The 16,635-nt window shown below is 34.5% G+C and carries 16 protein-coding genes; 4 read left to right on the top strand and 12 right to left on the bottom strand.

Annotated elements, in window-relative coordinates; genetic code table 11:
* The first annotated feature begins 32 nt into the window (after nucleotides 1–32).
* Nucleotides 33–911: a YitT family protein gene (locus IGL98_RS01280; protein WP_206844044.1), complete on the top strand. Its 879-nt coding sequence runs from the start codon at nucleotides 33–35 to the stop codon at nucleotides 909–911.
* A gap of 476 nt (nucleotides 912–1,387) precedes the next feature.
* Here the strand turns inward: IGL98_RS01280 and IGL98_RS01275 are convergent, their stop codons facing one another.
* Entirely contained in the window at nucleotides 1,388–1,771 is a 384-nt protein-coding gene (locus IGL98_RS01275; protein WP_069646899.1) for a winged helix-turn-helix transcriptional regulator, read from the bottom strand.
* Between the two features lie 155 nt (nucleotides 1,772–1,926).
* On the opposite strand from IGL98_RS01275, the gene IGL98_RS01270 reads away from it, so the two are divergent.
* Nucleotides 1,927–2,769 carry an aldo/keto reductase gene (locus IGL98_RS01270; RefSeq protein ID WP_206844042.1) on the top strand — a complete coding sequence of 281 codons (843 nt, stop codon included), beginning with the start codon at nucleotides 1,927–1,929 and terminating at the stop codon, nucleotides 2,767–2,769.
* A 23-nt stretch (nucleotides 2,770–2,792) separates the two neighbouring features.
* The gene (locus tag IGL98_RS01265) at nucleotides 2,793–3,587 is read left to right on the top strand and encodes an SDR family NAD(P)-dependent oxidoreductase (RefSeq protein WP_206844039.1); all 795 of its coding nucleotides are present in this window, start codon (nucleotides 2,793–2,795) and stop codon (nucleotides 3,585–3,587) included.
* A 64-nt stretch (nucleotides 3,588–3,651) separates the two neighbouring features.
* Here IGL98_RS01265 and ftsY read toward each other — a convergent pair whose 3' ends face one another.
* From ftsY to IGL98_RS01210, 11 genes are all read right to left on the bottom strand, one after another.
* On the bottom strand, nucleotides 3,652–4,911 hold the full coding sequence (gene ftsY / locus IGL98_RS01260; RefSeq protein ID WP_206844036.1) for a signal recognition particle-docking protein FtsY: 1,260 nt from the start codon (nucleotides 4,909–4,911) through the stop codon (nucleotides 3,652–3,654).
* Nucleotides 4,912–5,739: a Cof-type HAD-IIB family hydrolase gene (locus tag IGL98_RS01255; RefSeq protein ID WP_206844033.1), complete on the bottom strand. Its 828-nt coding sequence runs from the start codon at nucleotides 5,737–5,739 to the stop codon at nucleotides 4,912–4,914. It lies immediately after the preceding gene.
* 27 nt (nucleotides 5,740–5,766) lie between these two features.
* The gene (smc, locus tag IGL98_RS01250) at nucleotides 5,767–9,345 is read right to left on the bottom strand and encodes a chromosome segregation protein SMC (RefSeq protein WP_206912814.1); all 3,579 of its coding nucleotides are present in this window, start codon (nucleotides 9,343–9,345) and stop codon (nucleotides 5,767–5,769) included.
* 23 nt (nucleotides 9,346–9,368) lie between these two features.
* Nucleotides 9,369–10,061: a ribonuclease III gene (gene rnc, locus IGL98_RS01245; RefSeq protein WP_206912823.1), complete on the bottom strand. Its 693-nt coding sequence runs from the start codon at nucleotides 10,059–10,061 to the stop codon at nucleotides 9,369–9,371.
* 247 nt (nucleotides 10,062–10,308) lie between these two features.
* Nucleotides 10,309–10,716 (bottom strand): nucleoside-diphosphate kinase, encoded by a 408-nt coding sequence (ndk, locus tag IGL98_RS01240; protein ID WP_206912825.1) that lies wholly within the window; start codon nucleotides 10,714–10,716, stop codon nucleotides 10,309–10,311.
* A 285-nt stretch (nucleotides 10,717–11,001) separates the two neighbouring features.
* Complete coding sequence (locus IGL98_RS01235) at nucleotides 11,002–11,412, bottom strand: hypothetical protein (RefSeq protein WP_206848223.1); 411 nt, start codon at nucleotides 11,410–11,412, stop codon at nucleotides 11,002–11,004.
* Nucleotide 11,413: 1 nt separating this feature from the next.
* Complete coding sequence (locus IGL98_RS01230) at nucleotides 11,414–12,043, bottom strand: hypothetical protein (RefSeq protein ID WP_206912827.1); 630 nt, start codon at nucleotides 12,041–12,043, stop codon at nucleotides 11,414–11,416.
* Between the two features lie 57 nt (nucleotides 12,044–12,100).
* Nucleotides 12,101–12,697 carry a hypothetical protein gene (locus IGL98_RS01225; RefSeq protein ID WP_206912829.1) on the bottom strand — a complete coding sequence of 199 codons (597 nt, stop codon included), beginning with the start codon at nucleotides 12,695–12,697 and terminating at the stop codon, nucleotides 12,101–12,103.
* A 209-nt stretch (nucleotides 12,698–12,906) separates the two neighbouring features.
* On the bottom strand, nucleotides 12,907–13,095 hold the full coding sequence (locus tag IGL98_RS01220; protein ID WP_083241773.1) for a hypothetical protein: 189 nt from the start codon (nucleotides 13,093–13,095) through the stop codon (nucleotides 12,907–12,909).
* 102 nt (nucleotides 13,096–13,197) lie between these two features.
* A complete protein-coding gene (locus tag IGL98_RS01215; RefSeq protein WP_206912830.1) occupies nucleotides 13,198–13,665 on the bottom strand; it encodes a hypothetical protein in 468 nt (155 codons plus the stop codon).
* Between the two features lie 1,153 nt (nucleotides 13,666–14,818).
* Nucleotides 14,819–15,373, bottom strand: a complete 555-nt coding sequence (locus tag IGL98_RS01210) for a hypothetical protein (RefSeq protein WP_206912839.1) — start codon at nucleotides 15,371–15,373, stop codon at nucleotides 14,819–14,821.
* A 957-nt stretch (nucleotides 15,374–16,330) separates the two neighbouring features.
* Between IGL98_RS01210 and IGL98_RS01205 the strand changes: the two genes are divergently transcribed.
* The gene (locus tag IGL98_RS01205) at nucleotides 16,331–16,546 is read left to right on the top strand and encodes a helix-turn-helix domain-containing protein (RefSeq protein ID WP_206912848.1); all 216 of its coding nucleotides are present in this window, start codon (nucleotides 16,331–16,333) and stop codon (nucleotides 16,544–16,546) included.
* Nucleotides 16,547–16,635 lie beyond the last annotated feature (89 nt).

The raw sequence follows: 16,635 nt of genomic DNA, 5'->3' as shown, positions 1-16,635 counted from the left end.
CCATATTCTATGAAAATGGAGAAACATTTTATATGAAATTTACGAAAAGACAAATCCAAGATACGTTATACGTTACAATTGGTTCTTTTATTTTAGCCGTATCGATCAATTCGATTTTACTGCCAAATAAAATCGTAGCTGGTGGTGCCAACGGTATTAGCGTCGTAATCAACTATCTATTTGGGATCAATCCGGCTTTAGTTTTATATGCGATCAACTTACCTTTATTACTTCTTTGCTTTTTGCTACTTGGAAAAGAAGTTGGGATCAAAACAATTTATGGCAGTTTGATTTATCCTTTTTTTGTGGGAATCACAACGCATTTACCTGTGCTCACCCATAATATTTTTCTCGCAACGATCTTTGGTGGTCTTTTAACTGGGATTGGATTAGGACTAGAATTCAGAGGGAATGCTTCTACAGGCGGAACAGCGATCATCTCTCAAATCGTTAATAAATATTTTAAAATTTCACTAGGTGTGTCGATTTTGTTTGTGGATGGCATCGTGATTTTATCAGCACTATTTGTTTTTAATACTGATACCGTACTATTCTCTCTGATCTGTTTATACCTTATTGGACGTGTGGTGGATATGGTCCAAGTCGGTTTCGTTCGTTCTAAGAATGTTCTGATCATTTCTCCAAAATATGCGGAAATCAAAGAAAAAATCTTAGTTGATATGGATAAAGGATTGACGATGATCCCGATCGAAGGTGGGTATCAAAAAAATCCAAGTATGTTGATGATGACTGTTATCAGCGAAAAGGATTTTGCGAAGATCAAAGAGAACGTCATGGCAATTGATGAGGAAGCGTTTATTGTTTCAATGAATGCGAGTGAGGTTTTTGGTCGAGGGTTTAGTTTGAAAAAAATTGCGGAAGATTATGGGATTGAAGCGAATAATTTGTAATCAGAAAAGCTGAATGCGACTGTTTGCTGTTTAGCAATCTAATAAAAATAAATTTTTCATTCCAGTGTGTACAAAATTCGTTCTCAATGCTATAATTAGTTTGCAGAAAAAAAGCATGAGGTACACTAAACCCCTGAAGAGTTAGGATCTTCAGGGGTTTTTTCGTGGGCTAATGCCGCCATATTTTGTTTCACTTCTTCTTTTTGGTATTTAGCCAATACTCAAATAAAGAGATTAATACTCCTACAAGAAGTGGGCAAAAAAATGCTAAAAGCATGGTACACTTCCATTCAGTCGCAAGACTGGCGGATAGGCGACATAGTAAAATACGCTGTTTTGTTTCAATCGCATTATTCTCATTATTGGTGGAGATATTGCGAGTCAATCCTATTTTTATACTATAAAAATTAAGCATACTAAGATCATTGTGTTCATCCAATAATCTTAGTATGCTTATTTACTATTCAATTGTTGGTTTATCTCTTTTGGTCATCACAATTTAAACTAATTGCTTCACCACTATCAATCAAATGCTCCGCATGTGTCTCTCCCCAAGAACAAAGTAAATCGAGAATTTCTCCTAATGATTCGCCATATTCACTTAAGCTATATTCAACTTTTGGAGGAATTTGGTTATAGGACTTTCGATCAACAATATTATCTTGCTCCAATTCACGTAACTGTTGCGTCAACATTTTTTGCGAAATATTCGGTATCGCTCTAAGTAATTCACTTGTGCGCATGACTTGATGCCTCAAATTGCAAAGAATGATCGGTTTCCATTTACCGCCAATCACATCCATTGTGACTTCTACCCCTATATTATATTTTTTTTCGACTGTTGTTTGGACTGTTTCCATACATGCACATCCTTTCATGAGTTATTTAACCAAAAAAACGCTTAAAAATCAATTAATTACTTTTAGGTGTGTATAGAACTTTAAAGTACGTACTGTTCATTTCAACTAGTAGCTGTTACGATAGATTTACTTTAAAAGCGAAAGGAAGATGAGCATTGATCCATTCATTAACAGACACAATTCTATTAAACAATAAGGTAAAAATGCCAGGATTTGGTCTAGGTGTATTTCAAGTAAGTAATGAAGAGACTGTTTTATCTGTACAAAAAGCAATCGAAGCGGGTTATGTAAGTATTGATACTGCACAAATTTATGGCAATGAAGCAGGTGTCGGCGAAGGTATCAAGCGTGGTCTAGCTTCAACTGGGAAAAAACGTAACGAGTTGTTTGTCACAAGTAAAATTTGGAATCATGGGTTAAACTATGATCAAACGATCACAGCCTTTAACGACAGTTTAGCCTCATTAGGGTTGGATTATTTAGATCTTTATTTGATTCATTGGCCTGGAGACAACGAATTTTTAGAACCTTGGTCAGCATTGGAAGATTTATATCTTAGTGGGAAAATCAAAGCGATTGGCGTTAGTAACTTTGAAATCCACCATCTAAAAACACTCCTTGAAAAAGCGAGAATCATACCGACAGTCAATCAAGTCGAACTTCATCCAAGAATGGCCCAAAAAGAAGTTCGAGCATTTGCAAAAGAAAAAGGAATCCAGACTGAGGCTTGGTCCCCTTTGATGCAAGGCCAACTATTAGAGGATGAAACAATTTTAAAAATTGCAGAAAAATATCAGAAATCAGCAGCTCAAATTATTTTAAGATGGCATGTCCAAAACGATATTATCGTTATTCCAAAATCAGTCCAAGAAGCGCGTATTAAAAGCAATGCAGCGATTTTTGACTTTGAACTAGCAACAGAAGATTTAGCTATGATCGATCAATTAGACAATGGAACCCGAGTCGGTCCTAATCCAGATACATTCTTTTTTGAATAACATTTAGTGAGGAGATAGGCATCATGGAAATGAATATCAAAGGAAAAACAGCATTAGTCACAGGTTCTACTAAAGGAATCGGTAAAGCCATTGCGATTGAACTGGCTAAAGAAGGCGCAAATGTCTTGATCAATGGACGTAATGAACAAGAAGTCACAGCTCTCGTTAAAGAACTAAAAGAACATTTTCCAGAAACCACACCTCGATCCGCTGTTGGCGATATTGTCTCACCAGAAAATCGCCAATTATTATTCGATACATTTCCTCACTTAGATATTCTTGTTAACAACATGGGGATTTTCCAACCAATGGCATATGAAGATATTGAGGATGAAACTTGGGAAAAATTCTTTCGGACAAATGTACTTGCTGCTAATTCACTCGTCAAATTCTATCTACCAAAAATGTTAAGTGCAAACTTCGGCAGAATCATTTTTATTGCTAGTGAAGAAGCAGTCATGCCTTCTGGAGAAATGCCACAATACAGTATGACAAAAACCATGCAGCTTTCTTTAGCCAAGAGTTTGTCTACGTTAACAAAAGGAACGCAGGTAACGGTCAATACGATCATGCCTGGTTCTACAATGACAGAAGGCGTACGTGATATGATCGAAAAAATGTATCCTGATCCAGCAATGACCTTAGAAGAAAAAGAAAAATTATTTATGGCAAACAACCGGCCCCTCTCTCAAATCCAACGCTTGATCGATCCAAGTGAAATCGGACGTTTAACTGCATTCATCAGCAGTCCTTATGCCACAGCTTTCAGTGGTGCAGCAATTCGAATGGATGGCGGTATGGTCCCAACAATATTTTAACGAATAAAAAAACCTTTTGGAAGTCTACTCACAAGTAGTCACTCAAAAGGTTTTTGTTGTTTCTTTAATCTTCGACTTTTAGTAAGCCTTTAAACAATCCAATTGCAAAATCATTTGCATCAAACGGTTCTAAATCATCGATTCCTTCACCTAATCCAACTAATTTTACTGGTAAATGCAGCTCGTTACGAATCGCTAAGACGATCCCACCTTTTGCTGTACCATCCAATTTAGTTAAAACTAAACCAGTGACATCTGTCGTTTCTTTAAATTGTTTTGCTTGTGACATCGCGTTTTGCCCAGTCGTTGCATCTACTACAAGTAATACTTCGTGTGGTGCATCAGGTAATTCACGCTGAATCACGCGCTTGATTTTTTCTAATTCGTTCATCAAATTGACTTTATTTTGCAAGCGTCCTGCTGTATCAACAAGTAAGATATCGGCATTCTCCGTTTTCGCACGTTCTACTGCATCAAAGACGACTGCCGCTGGATCGCCACCAGCATTGCCTCGAACAACTTCGACACCCGCACGTTCACCCCAGACGACTAATTGATCGATTGCTCCTGCTCTAAAAGTATCAGCTGCTGCCATCAACACTTTTTTGCCATCTCGTTTGAATTCATGGGCTAGTTTCCCGATACTGGTTGTTTTACCAACACCATTTACGCCGACAAATAACATCACGGTTAATCCGTCTTTTTGAATATTCAATGCATTATTTTCTTCGATACCTTCTGCTTCGTACAAATCAACCATTTTTTCAATGATCGTATTTTGAACCGCTGCTGGCTTTTTCACATTACGTAATTTTACTTCTTGACGAAGGGATTCTGTAATTTTTATTGCCGTATCAAAACCAACGTCAGCACCGATTAATGTTTCTTCTAATTCTTCAAAAAAATCTTCATCAACCGAGCGGAAATTAGCGAATAATTCATTCAACCGTTCTCCAAAAGTTTTGCGGGTTTTTTCTAGCCCTTTTTCATACTTGTCTTGCACGATGATTTCTTCTTTTTGCTCCTCAATGATTTCAGGATCAACAAGTTCTTCTGCTTGCGTTACAGGGTTCACCGTAATAAGGGGCTCGATTTCCGGTTTTATTTCTACTTCAGGTTCTGATTCTACATCCACTTCCGGTTCTTCTGCATTTTCAAGAGAATCTTCTTGTGTTTGTTCTATTGGTTCTTGCTGAGCTTGTTGTTCTTCTTGAACTGTATCTTCTTCTACGAGTTCTTTTTGTGTTTCATCTGGTTCGATTTCAGCCGGCTGCGTTTCTTTTTCGTTCATGAAGGCTTTTTTTATTTTATCGAAAAATCCCATTTAATTTCCTCCTCTCAATGGTTCTAAAACAAATTTTTCAACAGCTTGTGCGACACCGTCATTGTCGTTTGTATCTGTGATGATGTCTGCCAAGTCTTTTACTCTAGGAACTGCATTTTCCATCGCTACACCAAGTCCTGCATATTCGATCATCGGTAAATCATTTTCTTCATCACCGATCGTCATGATTTCTTCTTGCTTGATTCCCAAATCTCTGGCTAATAATGAAATACCGTATGCTTTCGTAATCCCTTTAGGCATAAATTCTAGTAAATTACTTCTAGTCTTGATGATTTCATAGCGCTCGTAAAACGGACTAGGTATTTTTTTGATTTGCTCATCTAAATACGTTTGATCAACTGCAATAACGGCTTTATTGTAGATTCTATCCGTAGTCAATTGCGCTAATTCGTAAGATTCATATGTCAGTAATTTATTTAACTGGCTATACAACGATTCATGATCCTGTGTTGTTGGTAGCTGCAACACAAGTCCATCAGATAAGATATCTAAAGGTACGTTCAATGATGTAGCTAATTCATACAAATCATGGACATTTTCTAAAGGCATAGAGGCTTTTTCAATGATTTCACCTGTATCGTTTTTTTGAACCAAACCACCATTGAAGGTGATACTGTAATCGCCATTGTCCCGCAAATTCAACGCATCTAAATAAATACCGATTGCGGCTAACGGTCGTCCTGTACAAATGACGATTTTAACACCTGCAGCTTTTGCTTGTGCCAGCGCTTCTTTATTTCTGGCAGATATTTCTTTTTTACTATCTAAAAGTGTGCCATCTAAATCGATAGCGACTAATTTAATCAATCTATCTTATCCCCCAATCCTATACAACTAAGCTTCAGCGACGATCGCGCCGCCTTCTTTGACTTCTTCCAAACGAACAGAAACAATTTTCGACACACCTGATTCCTGCATTGTAACACCATACAATACATCTGCGGCTTCCATCGTTCCCTTACGGTGCGTTACCACGATAAACTGTGTATCGTCTTCAAATTCACTTAAATAATGACCAAAACGCGAAACGTTCGCATCATCTAAAGCGGCTTCGACTTCATCCAAGACACAGAATGGAACGGGTCTAACACGGATGATCGAGAACAAGAGCGCAATCGCTGTTAACGCACGTTCCCCACCGGAAAGTAGGCTCAGATTTTGTAATTTTTTACCTGGAGGTTGCGCTTCGATCTCGACCCCAGTATTCAGTAAATCTTCTGGATTCGTCAAAATCAGCTCTGCTCGACCACCACCAAACATATTCGGGAACACCACTTTAAATTGTGCACGAATCGCTTCAAAGACTTCACTAAAGCGAGCTTTGACTTCTTCATCCATTTCACCCATTGTTTCGAACAATTGCTCTTTGGCATCTAACAAGTCATCACGTTGAGACACTAAAAACTCATGACGTTCATTGACTTGCTCGTATTGTTCAATCGCATTGAGATTGACTGGTCCTAAGCGTTCGATATCACGTTTCAAGCGTTTGACTTCGATTTTGGCCTGCTCTTTATCGATTGTTAGTTCATAATCTTCATTCGCACGTTCAAAGGTCAAACTGTATTCTTCTTGTAAGTATTGCAAAGAGTTATCTAGTTTGATTTCTGAACGGTTTTTCTCGACTTCGATCTTAGTTTGTTCCGTCAATAAATGTTGTTGCTGTTTATTTTCTTCTGCTAGACCAGTGTCGATTTGATCAACTTGGTCTTGTAATTGTTGACGAGCGGTTTTGGCTTCTTGAATGCTTGTTTGCAGCTGGTCTTTTTTCTCGGCTAGTTGTTCTAACTGAACCGCTAAGCTTTCTTCTGTGACCAGATGATCCGTTGAATGATCATTTAATTGTTGTAATTGTTGACGTAACGCTGTTTCTCTTGCTAAGAATTCATCTAACTGGGTTTGTTTTTCTGCTACTTGTTCCGTTAGATGAGCCAATTGTTCCGTTACAACAGCTTGGTCTGCTTGAACTTGATTGAAACGTTCAAATGCTTCTGCTCGTAATGTTTCCATTTGGCTAGCTTCTTGGTCGACTTGTTTCATTTCTTGGTCTAAACGCTCTTTGGTTGCATTCAGTGTTTGTTGTTGTTCTGTTAACTCTTCTTTTCTTGTTTGATACTCGGTTAAGAATTGATGCAATTCACGGGCTTCAAATTCGAAAAGACGTTGTTCTTTCGTTAAACGAGTAATCGTTTCTTCTTGATTTGCCAATTTATTTTGTAATTCTTGTTGCTTCAAACGACTCATTTCACCAGTTGAACGCAATTGTTCTAATTTTTCATTGAGCTGTTTGACTTCATCGGTCAACTGCTGTACTTCTTTTTCGTTGGCGGTTAATTGTTTTTCAACACGTTCCATTTGATCCGTCAAGGTCTGAAGTTCTTGGGTTTGAGAGAACAAGCTACCTTGGTTACCACGCTTATTGGCACCACCTGTCATTGAACCTCCAGAGTTCATGACATCGCCATCTAAAGAAACAACACGATATTGGTAGTTTACTGCTTTTGCTAATTGATTGGCGCTTTCTAACGTTTCTGCTAATAAGGTCACACCTAAAAGATTTTGGATTACATTGCTGACATCCTCTGAAAAGTGGACTAATTCGCTGGCAATTCCTAGAAATCCTTGAACATTGCTAACTCGATCACGAACTGCACTAGAAACGGTTCTTGGTTTAATTGTCGTCAGTGGTAAGAATGTTGCTCGACCGCTATGTTGTTGCTTTAGAAATGTAATTCCTGCACGACCATCTTTTTCCGTTTCTACGACCACATGTTGAGCAGCTCCACCTAAGGCTGTTTCGATTGCCAAAGTATATTCTTTCGGTACATCGATCAATTCGGCTACTGCACCGACGATTCCGGTTAATTGTCCTTTATGTTTTAAAACTGCTCGAACACCTTGATAAAATCCTGAATAATTCTCTTGGATTTCTTGTAGGCTTTTTTGGCGAGCCTTTGCTTGTTGCACCTGATTCATCGCTTGGTACATTTGCTTTTGTTTTACTGCTAGTTGCCCTTGCTTTTGGTCTAACTGATGTTTTAATTGCGTATATTGTTCTCTTTGGTCGGTTAACGCTTGCTCTGATGCTGATAGACTGGTTTCTAGTTGTTCTTTTTCAGCTAAAGCTTCTGCCATTTGTTTTTCCAACGCTTCATGCTTTTGAATAGATTGTTGATTTTTAGCCGTTTCTTGTTGATACTGACGTTCTAAATATTTTAGATCGTTGGTCGTATTGGCTTGTTCTTGCATGACTTCAACATATTGACTACGTAATTCTTCTAGTAATTCTTTTGACGATTTGCTGTATTTTTCAACTTCTAGCTCGGATGCTTTGATTGCTTCAACTAATGATTCACGTTGGGCTTTTTTCTCAGTGACTTTCGCTTGTAAGTCTTGGACTTCTTCACGATATCGAGTGATTTTCTCCGCATTTTCTGCTAAAGATTGTTGATATTCACTGGTTGTTTGCATTGTATGTTTTGAGCGTTCAACTAGGACATTTTTTTGTCCTTCGGTTTGTTTCAATGCTTCTGTGATTTGTAGAAGCTGCTGTTGTTCCGTTTCGATTTGCTCATCCAATTTGTTGCGTTTGCCGCGTAGTTGGAATAGTTCATCCTCTGAATCACAGATTTTTTTGCTGGCAATCTGTAACTTTTCCTCGATTCCTGCAAGTTCTGCTGTTTTTATTTCCCAGACTTCTTTTGCTGCTTCGATTTCTGTCACGGTCAAGCTAACATCAATTTCAGTTAGGCTCTCTTTAAGCTTCAAAAACTCCTTGGCCGCTTCGCTTTGTGCAGCTAGAGGAGTCAGTTGATCTTCTAATTCATAGATGATATCTTGCACTCGACTTAAGTTATCTTCTGTTTCAAACAGTTTTTGTTCTGCTTTTTTCTTACGTTGTTTGTATTTCAAAACACCTGCTGCTTCTTCAAAAATACCACGTCGATCTTCTGGCTTACTATTAAAAATCGCTTCGACTTTCCCTTGTGAAATAATCGAAAATGATTCTTTTCCTAAACCAGAATCCATGAATAAATCGTGAATATCTTTCAATCGGCAGGTTTGTTTGTTGATATAAAAATCACTTTCACCTGTTCTGCGATAGCGACGCGTCACACTGATTTCCGTAAAATCTAGAGGTAAAAAGTGATCACTATTATCTAAGACAACCGTTACTTCTGCAATATTTAATGCTTTACGGCCTTCAGAACCCGCAAAAATAATATCCGGCATCTTGCCGCCGCGAAGGCTTTTGGCTGACTGCTCGCCTAAGACCCAGCGAATCGCTTCGGTGATATTACTTTTTCCACTGCCGTTAGGTCCAACGACAGCTGTAACACCATTTTCAAACTCTATAACGGTACGATCCGCAAAGGATTTAAATCCTGCGATCTCAATTCGTTTTAAATACACGAATAAAACGGCTCCTTCCAAGCTTACTCAGGATTTTGTTTCAGCGCTTTTTCAGCGGCATCCTGTTCTGCTAATTTCTTCGACTTCCCAAAACCCGTCCCGATCATTTTTTCGTTGACATAAACTTCTACAAAAAAGATTCGATCATGGGCTGGTCCTTCTTCATTGACTAAGCGGTATTCAATGGTGACGTCTCCTTGACGTTGCAGGACTTCTTGTAAATGTGTTTTGTGATCCATCTCATGTGAAAAAGCACCGGCATCGATTTTTGGAAAAATGACTTCTGCAATGAATTTCTTGACTGCATCTACTTTTTGATCTAAGAACAAAGCACCTAAGAATGCTTCGAATAAATCACAAAGTAACGCTGGACGTGTCCGTCCGCCAGAATTTTCTTCTCCTTTGCCTAGAAGAATATATTGGTCGAAATGACATTCTTTCGCAAATTTGGATAAACTATCTTCACGAACGATTGCTGCTCGCATTTTCGTCAATTTGCCTTCTGGCATCTCTGGAAATTGTTTATACAAATATTGAGAAACCAATAATTCTAAAACGGCATCTCCTAAAAATTCTAATCGTTCATTGTCAGATAGTTTTAAGTATCGATGCTCATTCACATAGGATGAATGGGTAAAAGCTTGTTCTAATAGGTTGACATCATGGAAAACAATGCCGTAACGTTCTTTTAATTCTGTAGTTAGCTGATTGTCCATTTGCTACATTCCTTTAAGTTTATTTACAACCTTCTCTATTATACTTTTTTTTACGGAATTTTTAAATGGTTAGGGAGAAATTGCGCTAAAATCACTGCTAAATTCATGTTATTTGAGGGATTTCCTATTGATTTTAGGGTACAGTATGAGACTTTTTATAATAAACAAGGGGAATCCTAGTAATTTTTGTCATTTAAAAAGGCAAAAAGCGTTCAAGATCATCCTACTATCTTGATACGCTTTTACTTTAATTCGGTTCGTTAAAAAATCGCTTGATCTCAACCATAGCCGATTCTGGTGAATCTGACGCATGGATAATATTTTCGTAACTATTAGCACCGTAATCTCCCCGAATCGTTCCCGGTTCAGCTTCTAAACAATTTGTTGCGCCAACCATTTTACTAACCGTTTTAATGACGCTGTTTCCTTCTAAAACAAGATAAATAACTTCTGATGAAGTCATGTACGTTATCATATCTTCAAAGAAATCAAATTTCCTCACATGTGCGTAATGTTCTTCTGCTAATTCTCTGGACATTGTTGCTACTTTTAATTGAGTAAGCTTTAATTGCTTTTTCTCAAATCGCTGTAGGATTTCTCCAACTAATTTACGTGAAACGCCATCTGGCTTGATGATAACGAGTGTTTTTTCCATATGATCTCTCTCCTTTTTTTTCAAGCGAATAAGTTTGTAAGCGCTTAAATTTAAGATTATCACGCTTTAGAATTCACGTCTAGGCTACAAATGACAAAAAATGTTTTTTCTTTGTGATTGGTAGATAGTTTTGTGAAACTGATCGAATATCTAAGCGCGATTAAACACAAATAGTTATGAATAATTAACTTTTTTCTCTCTATAGATTTATATTATTTTACATACTAATCTAATCATTCTTATTGAGGCTCGTCTCACCGAACTCTGTATATTACATTTCTCTTTTTAATGTGTTAAAAACTTTTCCGCATAATCATTATAACTTGGTTGTTCCTTAGTATTCATGGCATAAACTAGAGTGCCATCTAGATAATCATCACTATCTATTTTCAAAAATAACGCTAAATCGGTATTATCTTTTTCCGGAAATAGTATAGAATATTTTTCATTATCAATCGTTAAACCATAATATTTAACGCCATTTTCAATTCCTATAACATTTTGTTTGTAGTCTAGTTTTTCATTTTCTTTATCGTTTGAAATATTTATTTCGTTGGCTTTAATTTCTATAGAATACACATTATCCGTCGCATCTTCCGCTTTCCAAGTTTTCTGAATCTCTTTTGACCCTGAACAACCCACCATAATAATCAGAGTTATGCAAACTAAAAGAAAAATTTTGTACTTATTTTTCATATTAATACCTTCCTTCTATAAATTGGGGATTGTACTTACTTTTTAATTCTTTGTTTATCGTATACTTATAATTAATCTCTTTGGATTTGTACGCAACTTCATTTGGTGAATAGTACGCATTATCGTAATAAACCGCAAAGAGGAATGCCAACATTTGATAGTTCTTATCTAATGTATTTATTGTGTAGGTGCTCTTATTATCGTAGGATATATTGTCTTTTTCAATCAGGCCTACTTGAATGTCCTCAGAGTCATACATTGGAATTTTTAATCCTTTTTTTCCTAGTCCTATTGCATAGAAGTAATACGTTTCATCATTGTAATTCAATTCAAAAAAAGTATAGCCAAACAACCATTTTGTTCTTCTTTCACACAAAGACCCCACCCAAACATTGTTTTCGTTAAATAGTTGAAATGGTAGTAGTCTCACATTTTTAGTATAATCGAAACGGCTTAATGCATCTTTAATAATGGAAAATTGTAATTTGAAATTTTTATTTGCTATTGAGACATTAATCTGTGTTCTTAAATTTATTGGTATTTTAGTCGTACCAATGATTTTATTTTCTTCTCTTAGTTCGTATATTTTTCCAAAGTTGGCTTTTGTTTGAATAAGTCTATTCGTTATCATTAGATTTCTCCTTTTGGCGTCTTCCTAGATATACATTTCAAAATCAATGGATAAGTATCAACTCTCATCATACTTACCTGATTTCATTTGCTTTTTTAAAATTCGAAATGCTTTCTGTTGTGCAAATGGATGGACAGAATAATGCATTAGACTAGTTACAAAACTTACTAATAGTAATAGAATCGTATTTTCTGTTGACAGCCTGTTAATTGAAAGTGAATATAAAAAAAACATACCGTATCCCAATAAAAATATAAATTGTACCCATACCAGTAGCTTTAAATTACTTGAGTTCCTGAGAACTTTCATTACTTCTTCTTTTTTGAAATTTTTTTTAATTCGTTTTCCTCTGGATTTCTCTACAAATAGATTAGCTAAAAGTTTTCCTATAATCCATCCTACTCCAAAAAGGCAAAGAACAGTTAAGTAAATCGGCATAAAAGAAACAAATTTAAACTGTTTGGCAAGTAGTGGAATTATTAACAGTCCTCCTACCATGCTTATTGACCACGTACTGGATTTAGAATAGCTTCCTCTTGCTTTCTCAGTAAACGGACCATCAAATTCTTGGATAAACAATTCACTTTTGGATAAATCAAAGTAAATAGATTTATCTGTATCTATTTTCAGTAATGGTACACTTTTATCATTCAACTGAGTTCTCCCACTTTTTCTTAATAATAAATTCCCAAAAACTCATCTTACTTTATATAGATATATTTTTTTCTACTATTATGTTTAAAATTTTTATCATGAATATACTCACCAAAAATATTACTGGCTCCACCCTCATGACAATTCGATAAGCAGAAAAAAACTATCTATTTTTCTATTAAATCATTCTTTTTAGTTTATCAACTTTATTATTTTTCCTTTTTCTTTTTAAAGGCTAGATAATAAAATATTGCTGGGAATGCTATTAAACTTACGAGACTTCCCGCACCATAAGATTCAGATAAATCCATTCCTTTTACCAATTGATTGATTGCCCCTAGTGTAAATAACACCGCAATTACTAATGCCCATTTACGTTGTACCTTTTTTTCATTCATTTTTTTAGTCTCTCCTTTTAGTTGTTTTCTTTTATTAAATTTTAGAGTACTTGCATTTTAATCTGTATAAATTGCTCCCTGATCGATCTTTCTTTTGATTTTTCATTCCACCATTGCTTGGTACCAACTTTCAAGAATTATAGAATATATCTCATCATTTGATTTATTTAATTGTGAATCCATTATATTAGTTTCTATTTTTTTGTCATTCTGTAAATTTAAAACTAAAAACTCTTGATTCAGGGTTTTACTTAATTTGATATCTAATACTTCTTTCCATTTCAGAAATTTAACGTTCCACATACAAAATTCAAGTCCCTCTTCATAAACAACAAGCTTCTTGTTTCCGAACCTGATCAACATATTAAGAGTTTGTACACCTAATACTATAAGCATTAAACATATTAAAATTGGAATAATTGCAAAAAATGGTGCTATTTGGATAGCTGCAATTGTCAAAAAAGGAAAAGTAAATAACATAGGTAGTAATAACAAAAGTGGTACAAAAATAGTGATAAAATTCTTCTTAATCACAACTAGTTCAGTTCGGTTATCTCTAGCTTTCTTCATATTTCATCTGTGTCTTTCTCCCTTCAAAAACTGTTTCACCGGTGCGCTTGTTAACCTATTTTTCTCTTACTACAAATTTTCAAGCATTCATATTTTCTGCTTGATATCCTTAACCAAAGAATTGATAATTCTTACTTATATAGCATATAACGACAAACAAAAAATAACAAGTCTATCAGCTATTTTTTCTGATTGACTTGTCCTTTTTTATGTACAGTAAGTTCATCATTATACTTTTGGATGTCAGATACTACTATACCGATTGCTCAAAATCATTACTTTTATAACTGTTTTGAAGGCCATCAGGCTTACTAACTATTTAGATAAAACCTCATTTTAATATTACAACTGTATCATAGATTAAACTCTTTTTTGATATTTTTCTACTACGTTTAACCATCGTATGAGATTATTTTCCCATACAAGCAAGATTGAGGAAAAAGGTAATATACCCATTAGACTTATAACTATTATTTCGCTACCAATTTGGTGACCAATTAATTCCCCATTCTGGTTTACAAAATATGCTACAAGAATTATTGCTACAGTACACCCTACTACCACGATAGTTAAAAGCCAGGCTGTTAACTTTTTCCAAATGGTGACTTTCTTATTGTTAAAAATATTCCATATATTATTTTCTTTTATAGCATATCCTAGTTCTTTTTTGTAGCCGGAACAGCTGATCTTACATTTTTATACAGCGTATTATTAATTAACTTAGTTAAAAGAAATACTTCAAAAATCCACATTATCACTATTAAGGTCAGCGTCACATAAGTGTATCTTCCAGATAAAAAACTTTTTTTAGTAAAAAAAGATATACTGCTGATTATTATAAAAAGTGAAATCAAAATTATAGAACTCCACCAATTATTTTTTTTAGTTTTTTTACTGTCTATATACTGACTATTCGGTGATTTCATAGGGATTTTTTTCTTTACATCAAAATAAATCGTTTCGCCATTAACCTCTCACATGTAAATCAATTCCCTAAGTAGCAATATTTATCCTCCTTACCAAAGTTTGAAATTATCTAGATTCTAATCAGCATGTGCAAATCCTTAATATATTGAAGTCTCCGAGTAATCGTCAATTTTTGTTTACATACAAACTGTCCCTAGTTGACACATGTTCATAATTATTTTCTCCATCAACTTATTGTTTTTATTAGTTTTTTTGTAATTGTAAAATATATAAATGGCTCATAAAATGCAGCAACACTAACAAATACACATAACCAGGAAAATAGAAGAAACAATAGTACATGCATAAAATAAAATAAAGTGGTACATATTATACCTAGAAAAAAGAATACACATGTTAGCTTTATTAAACCTTCTAAATTGCTCATTCGTCTTTTCTCAACAATTTCTTTTAATTTGTCACACGAAAAAGATATCTGATTTTTTTCAAGCATCTTCTTCTGATGTTTTTTTGAAAAAAATATCAGAAAAAGTGCTGTAAATATAGCAAATAAGTATGTTACAACTATTAGTAATGATATATTTTCAACATTGTCATATAATAATTTTCCGAGTACGCAATTACCCAATAATGTAGTAACTAATGCAATAATTCCAAAGTTACTTTTTACTGTTGCAACGTTGTTAGTATTACTATTTAGCTTTAGTTCAGCTAATTTTTTCTCTTTTTCATTATAAAAAATCATATGACCATCCGTGTCACTATATATTTTTTGATACATATCTCATCACCTTTTTTCATTTTGATTCTTGAATTTTGTATATTCTAAAGAAATTCTTATCTACAAAATTTTGTCATATGAATATCTTATCAAAAAATAAAAATTATATTTAATTATGATTATCAATCATAAATATCAGGTATGAATTTCTTACTTATACAGCATATAATGACAAGCAAAAAAGAACAACCCCATCAGGTTTTTTTCTGATTGAATTGTTCTTTTGATATAAAGTAATGTCGTCATTATTACTTTTCTATCTACTTTAAAAGTGGCTCTCCATTCTGCTTATTTAATAAAATTCAACTTAATTAAATTTTTTCTTTACTTCTCAAAATGCTAATCTGGCTTTCCATTTTTTGTAAAGTTTGCGAAAAATCTTTGTGAAAATTAGTATATAATTTTGAACAAACATAGTATTCCCTCATTACTTTATCCTTATCGAGTGGTTGGAGATTTTCAGTAAAAAATTGGTTAAGCAAGTTTAAAATAAGATTCCATGAAGTAAGTTGTTCTAACGTATTTGCAATAGTATGAACGTCTTGTTGTGGAATGTTTGGTAACGGCTGATTATTCTGTTTAGCAATGATTAGTTTTTTCTTCTAATAATTCTCCTTTGAATTTTTCTGTAAACTTGGAGAATTTCTTGAATTATGATATGATTTACTTGTCTAAAGTAGAGATTTAATTCAAGAAATTCGTTTCTTGTTTATTAAAGCTCTGCTTCTTTTTTGCCTGTTTATTTTAAACCCTTCTAACACTCCTCTCACTTTATCATTCGCAAAAAAGAATTTTTTATTCGCTTTAACGAATATATAATACCATAAAATGAATAATCAGTCAAAAACTAAATTTTATTTACAGAACTATTTATTCGTTTAAGCGAATTTATTATGTTGACTAATGAATATAAGAATTTTATACTAAAGAGACAAATAAAATAGGAGGTCCTCACAAATGCCAATTATATATAATCGTTTATGGAAATTATTAATTGATAAAGGAATGACAAAAACCCAATTACGAAAAGAAATAGGGATAGGAACTGCAACTCTAGCAAAAATTTCTGCAAACGAGAAAGTTTCGATGGATGTTATTGAAAGGATTTGTGTTGCTCTTGATTGCCAACCTGAGGATATTATGGAGTTTATTTCTGAGAACAAACGAGACTGAGTTTGTTCAACATTGCTTGGTTCTGTACTGATGTGTCCTAATTATTCTTAAATAGCAAAAAGTCAGAATTAAGAGAATTTCTTCTCCAT

The organism is Enterococcus sp. DIV0840 (genome assembly GCF_050527835.1).
In the GTDB taxonomy this organism is placed as follows: Bacteria; Bacillota; Bacilli; order Lactobacillales; family Enterococcaceae; genus Enterococcus_L; species Enterococcus_L ureasiticus.
This window is presented reverse-complemented; position numbering and strand designations above follow the sequence as displayed.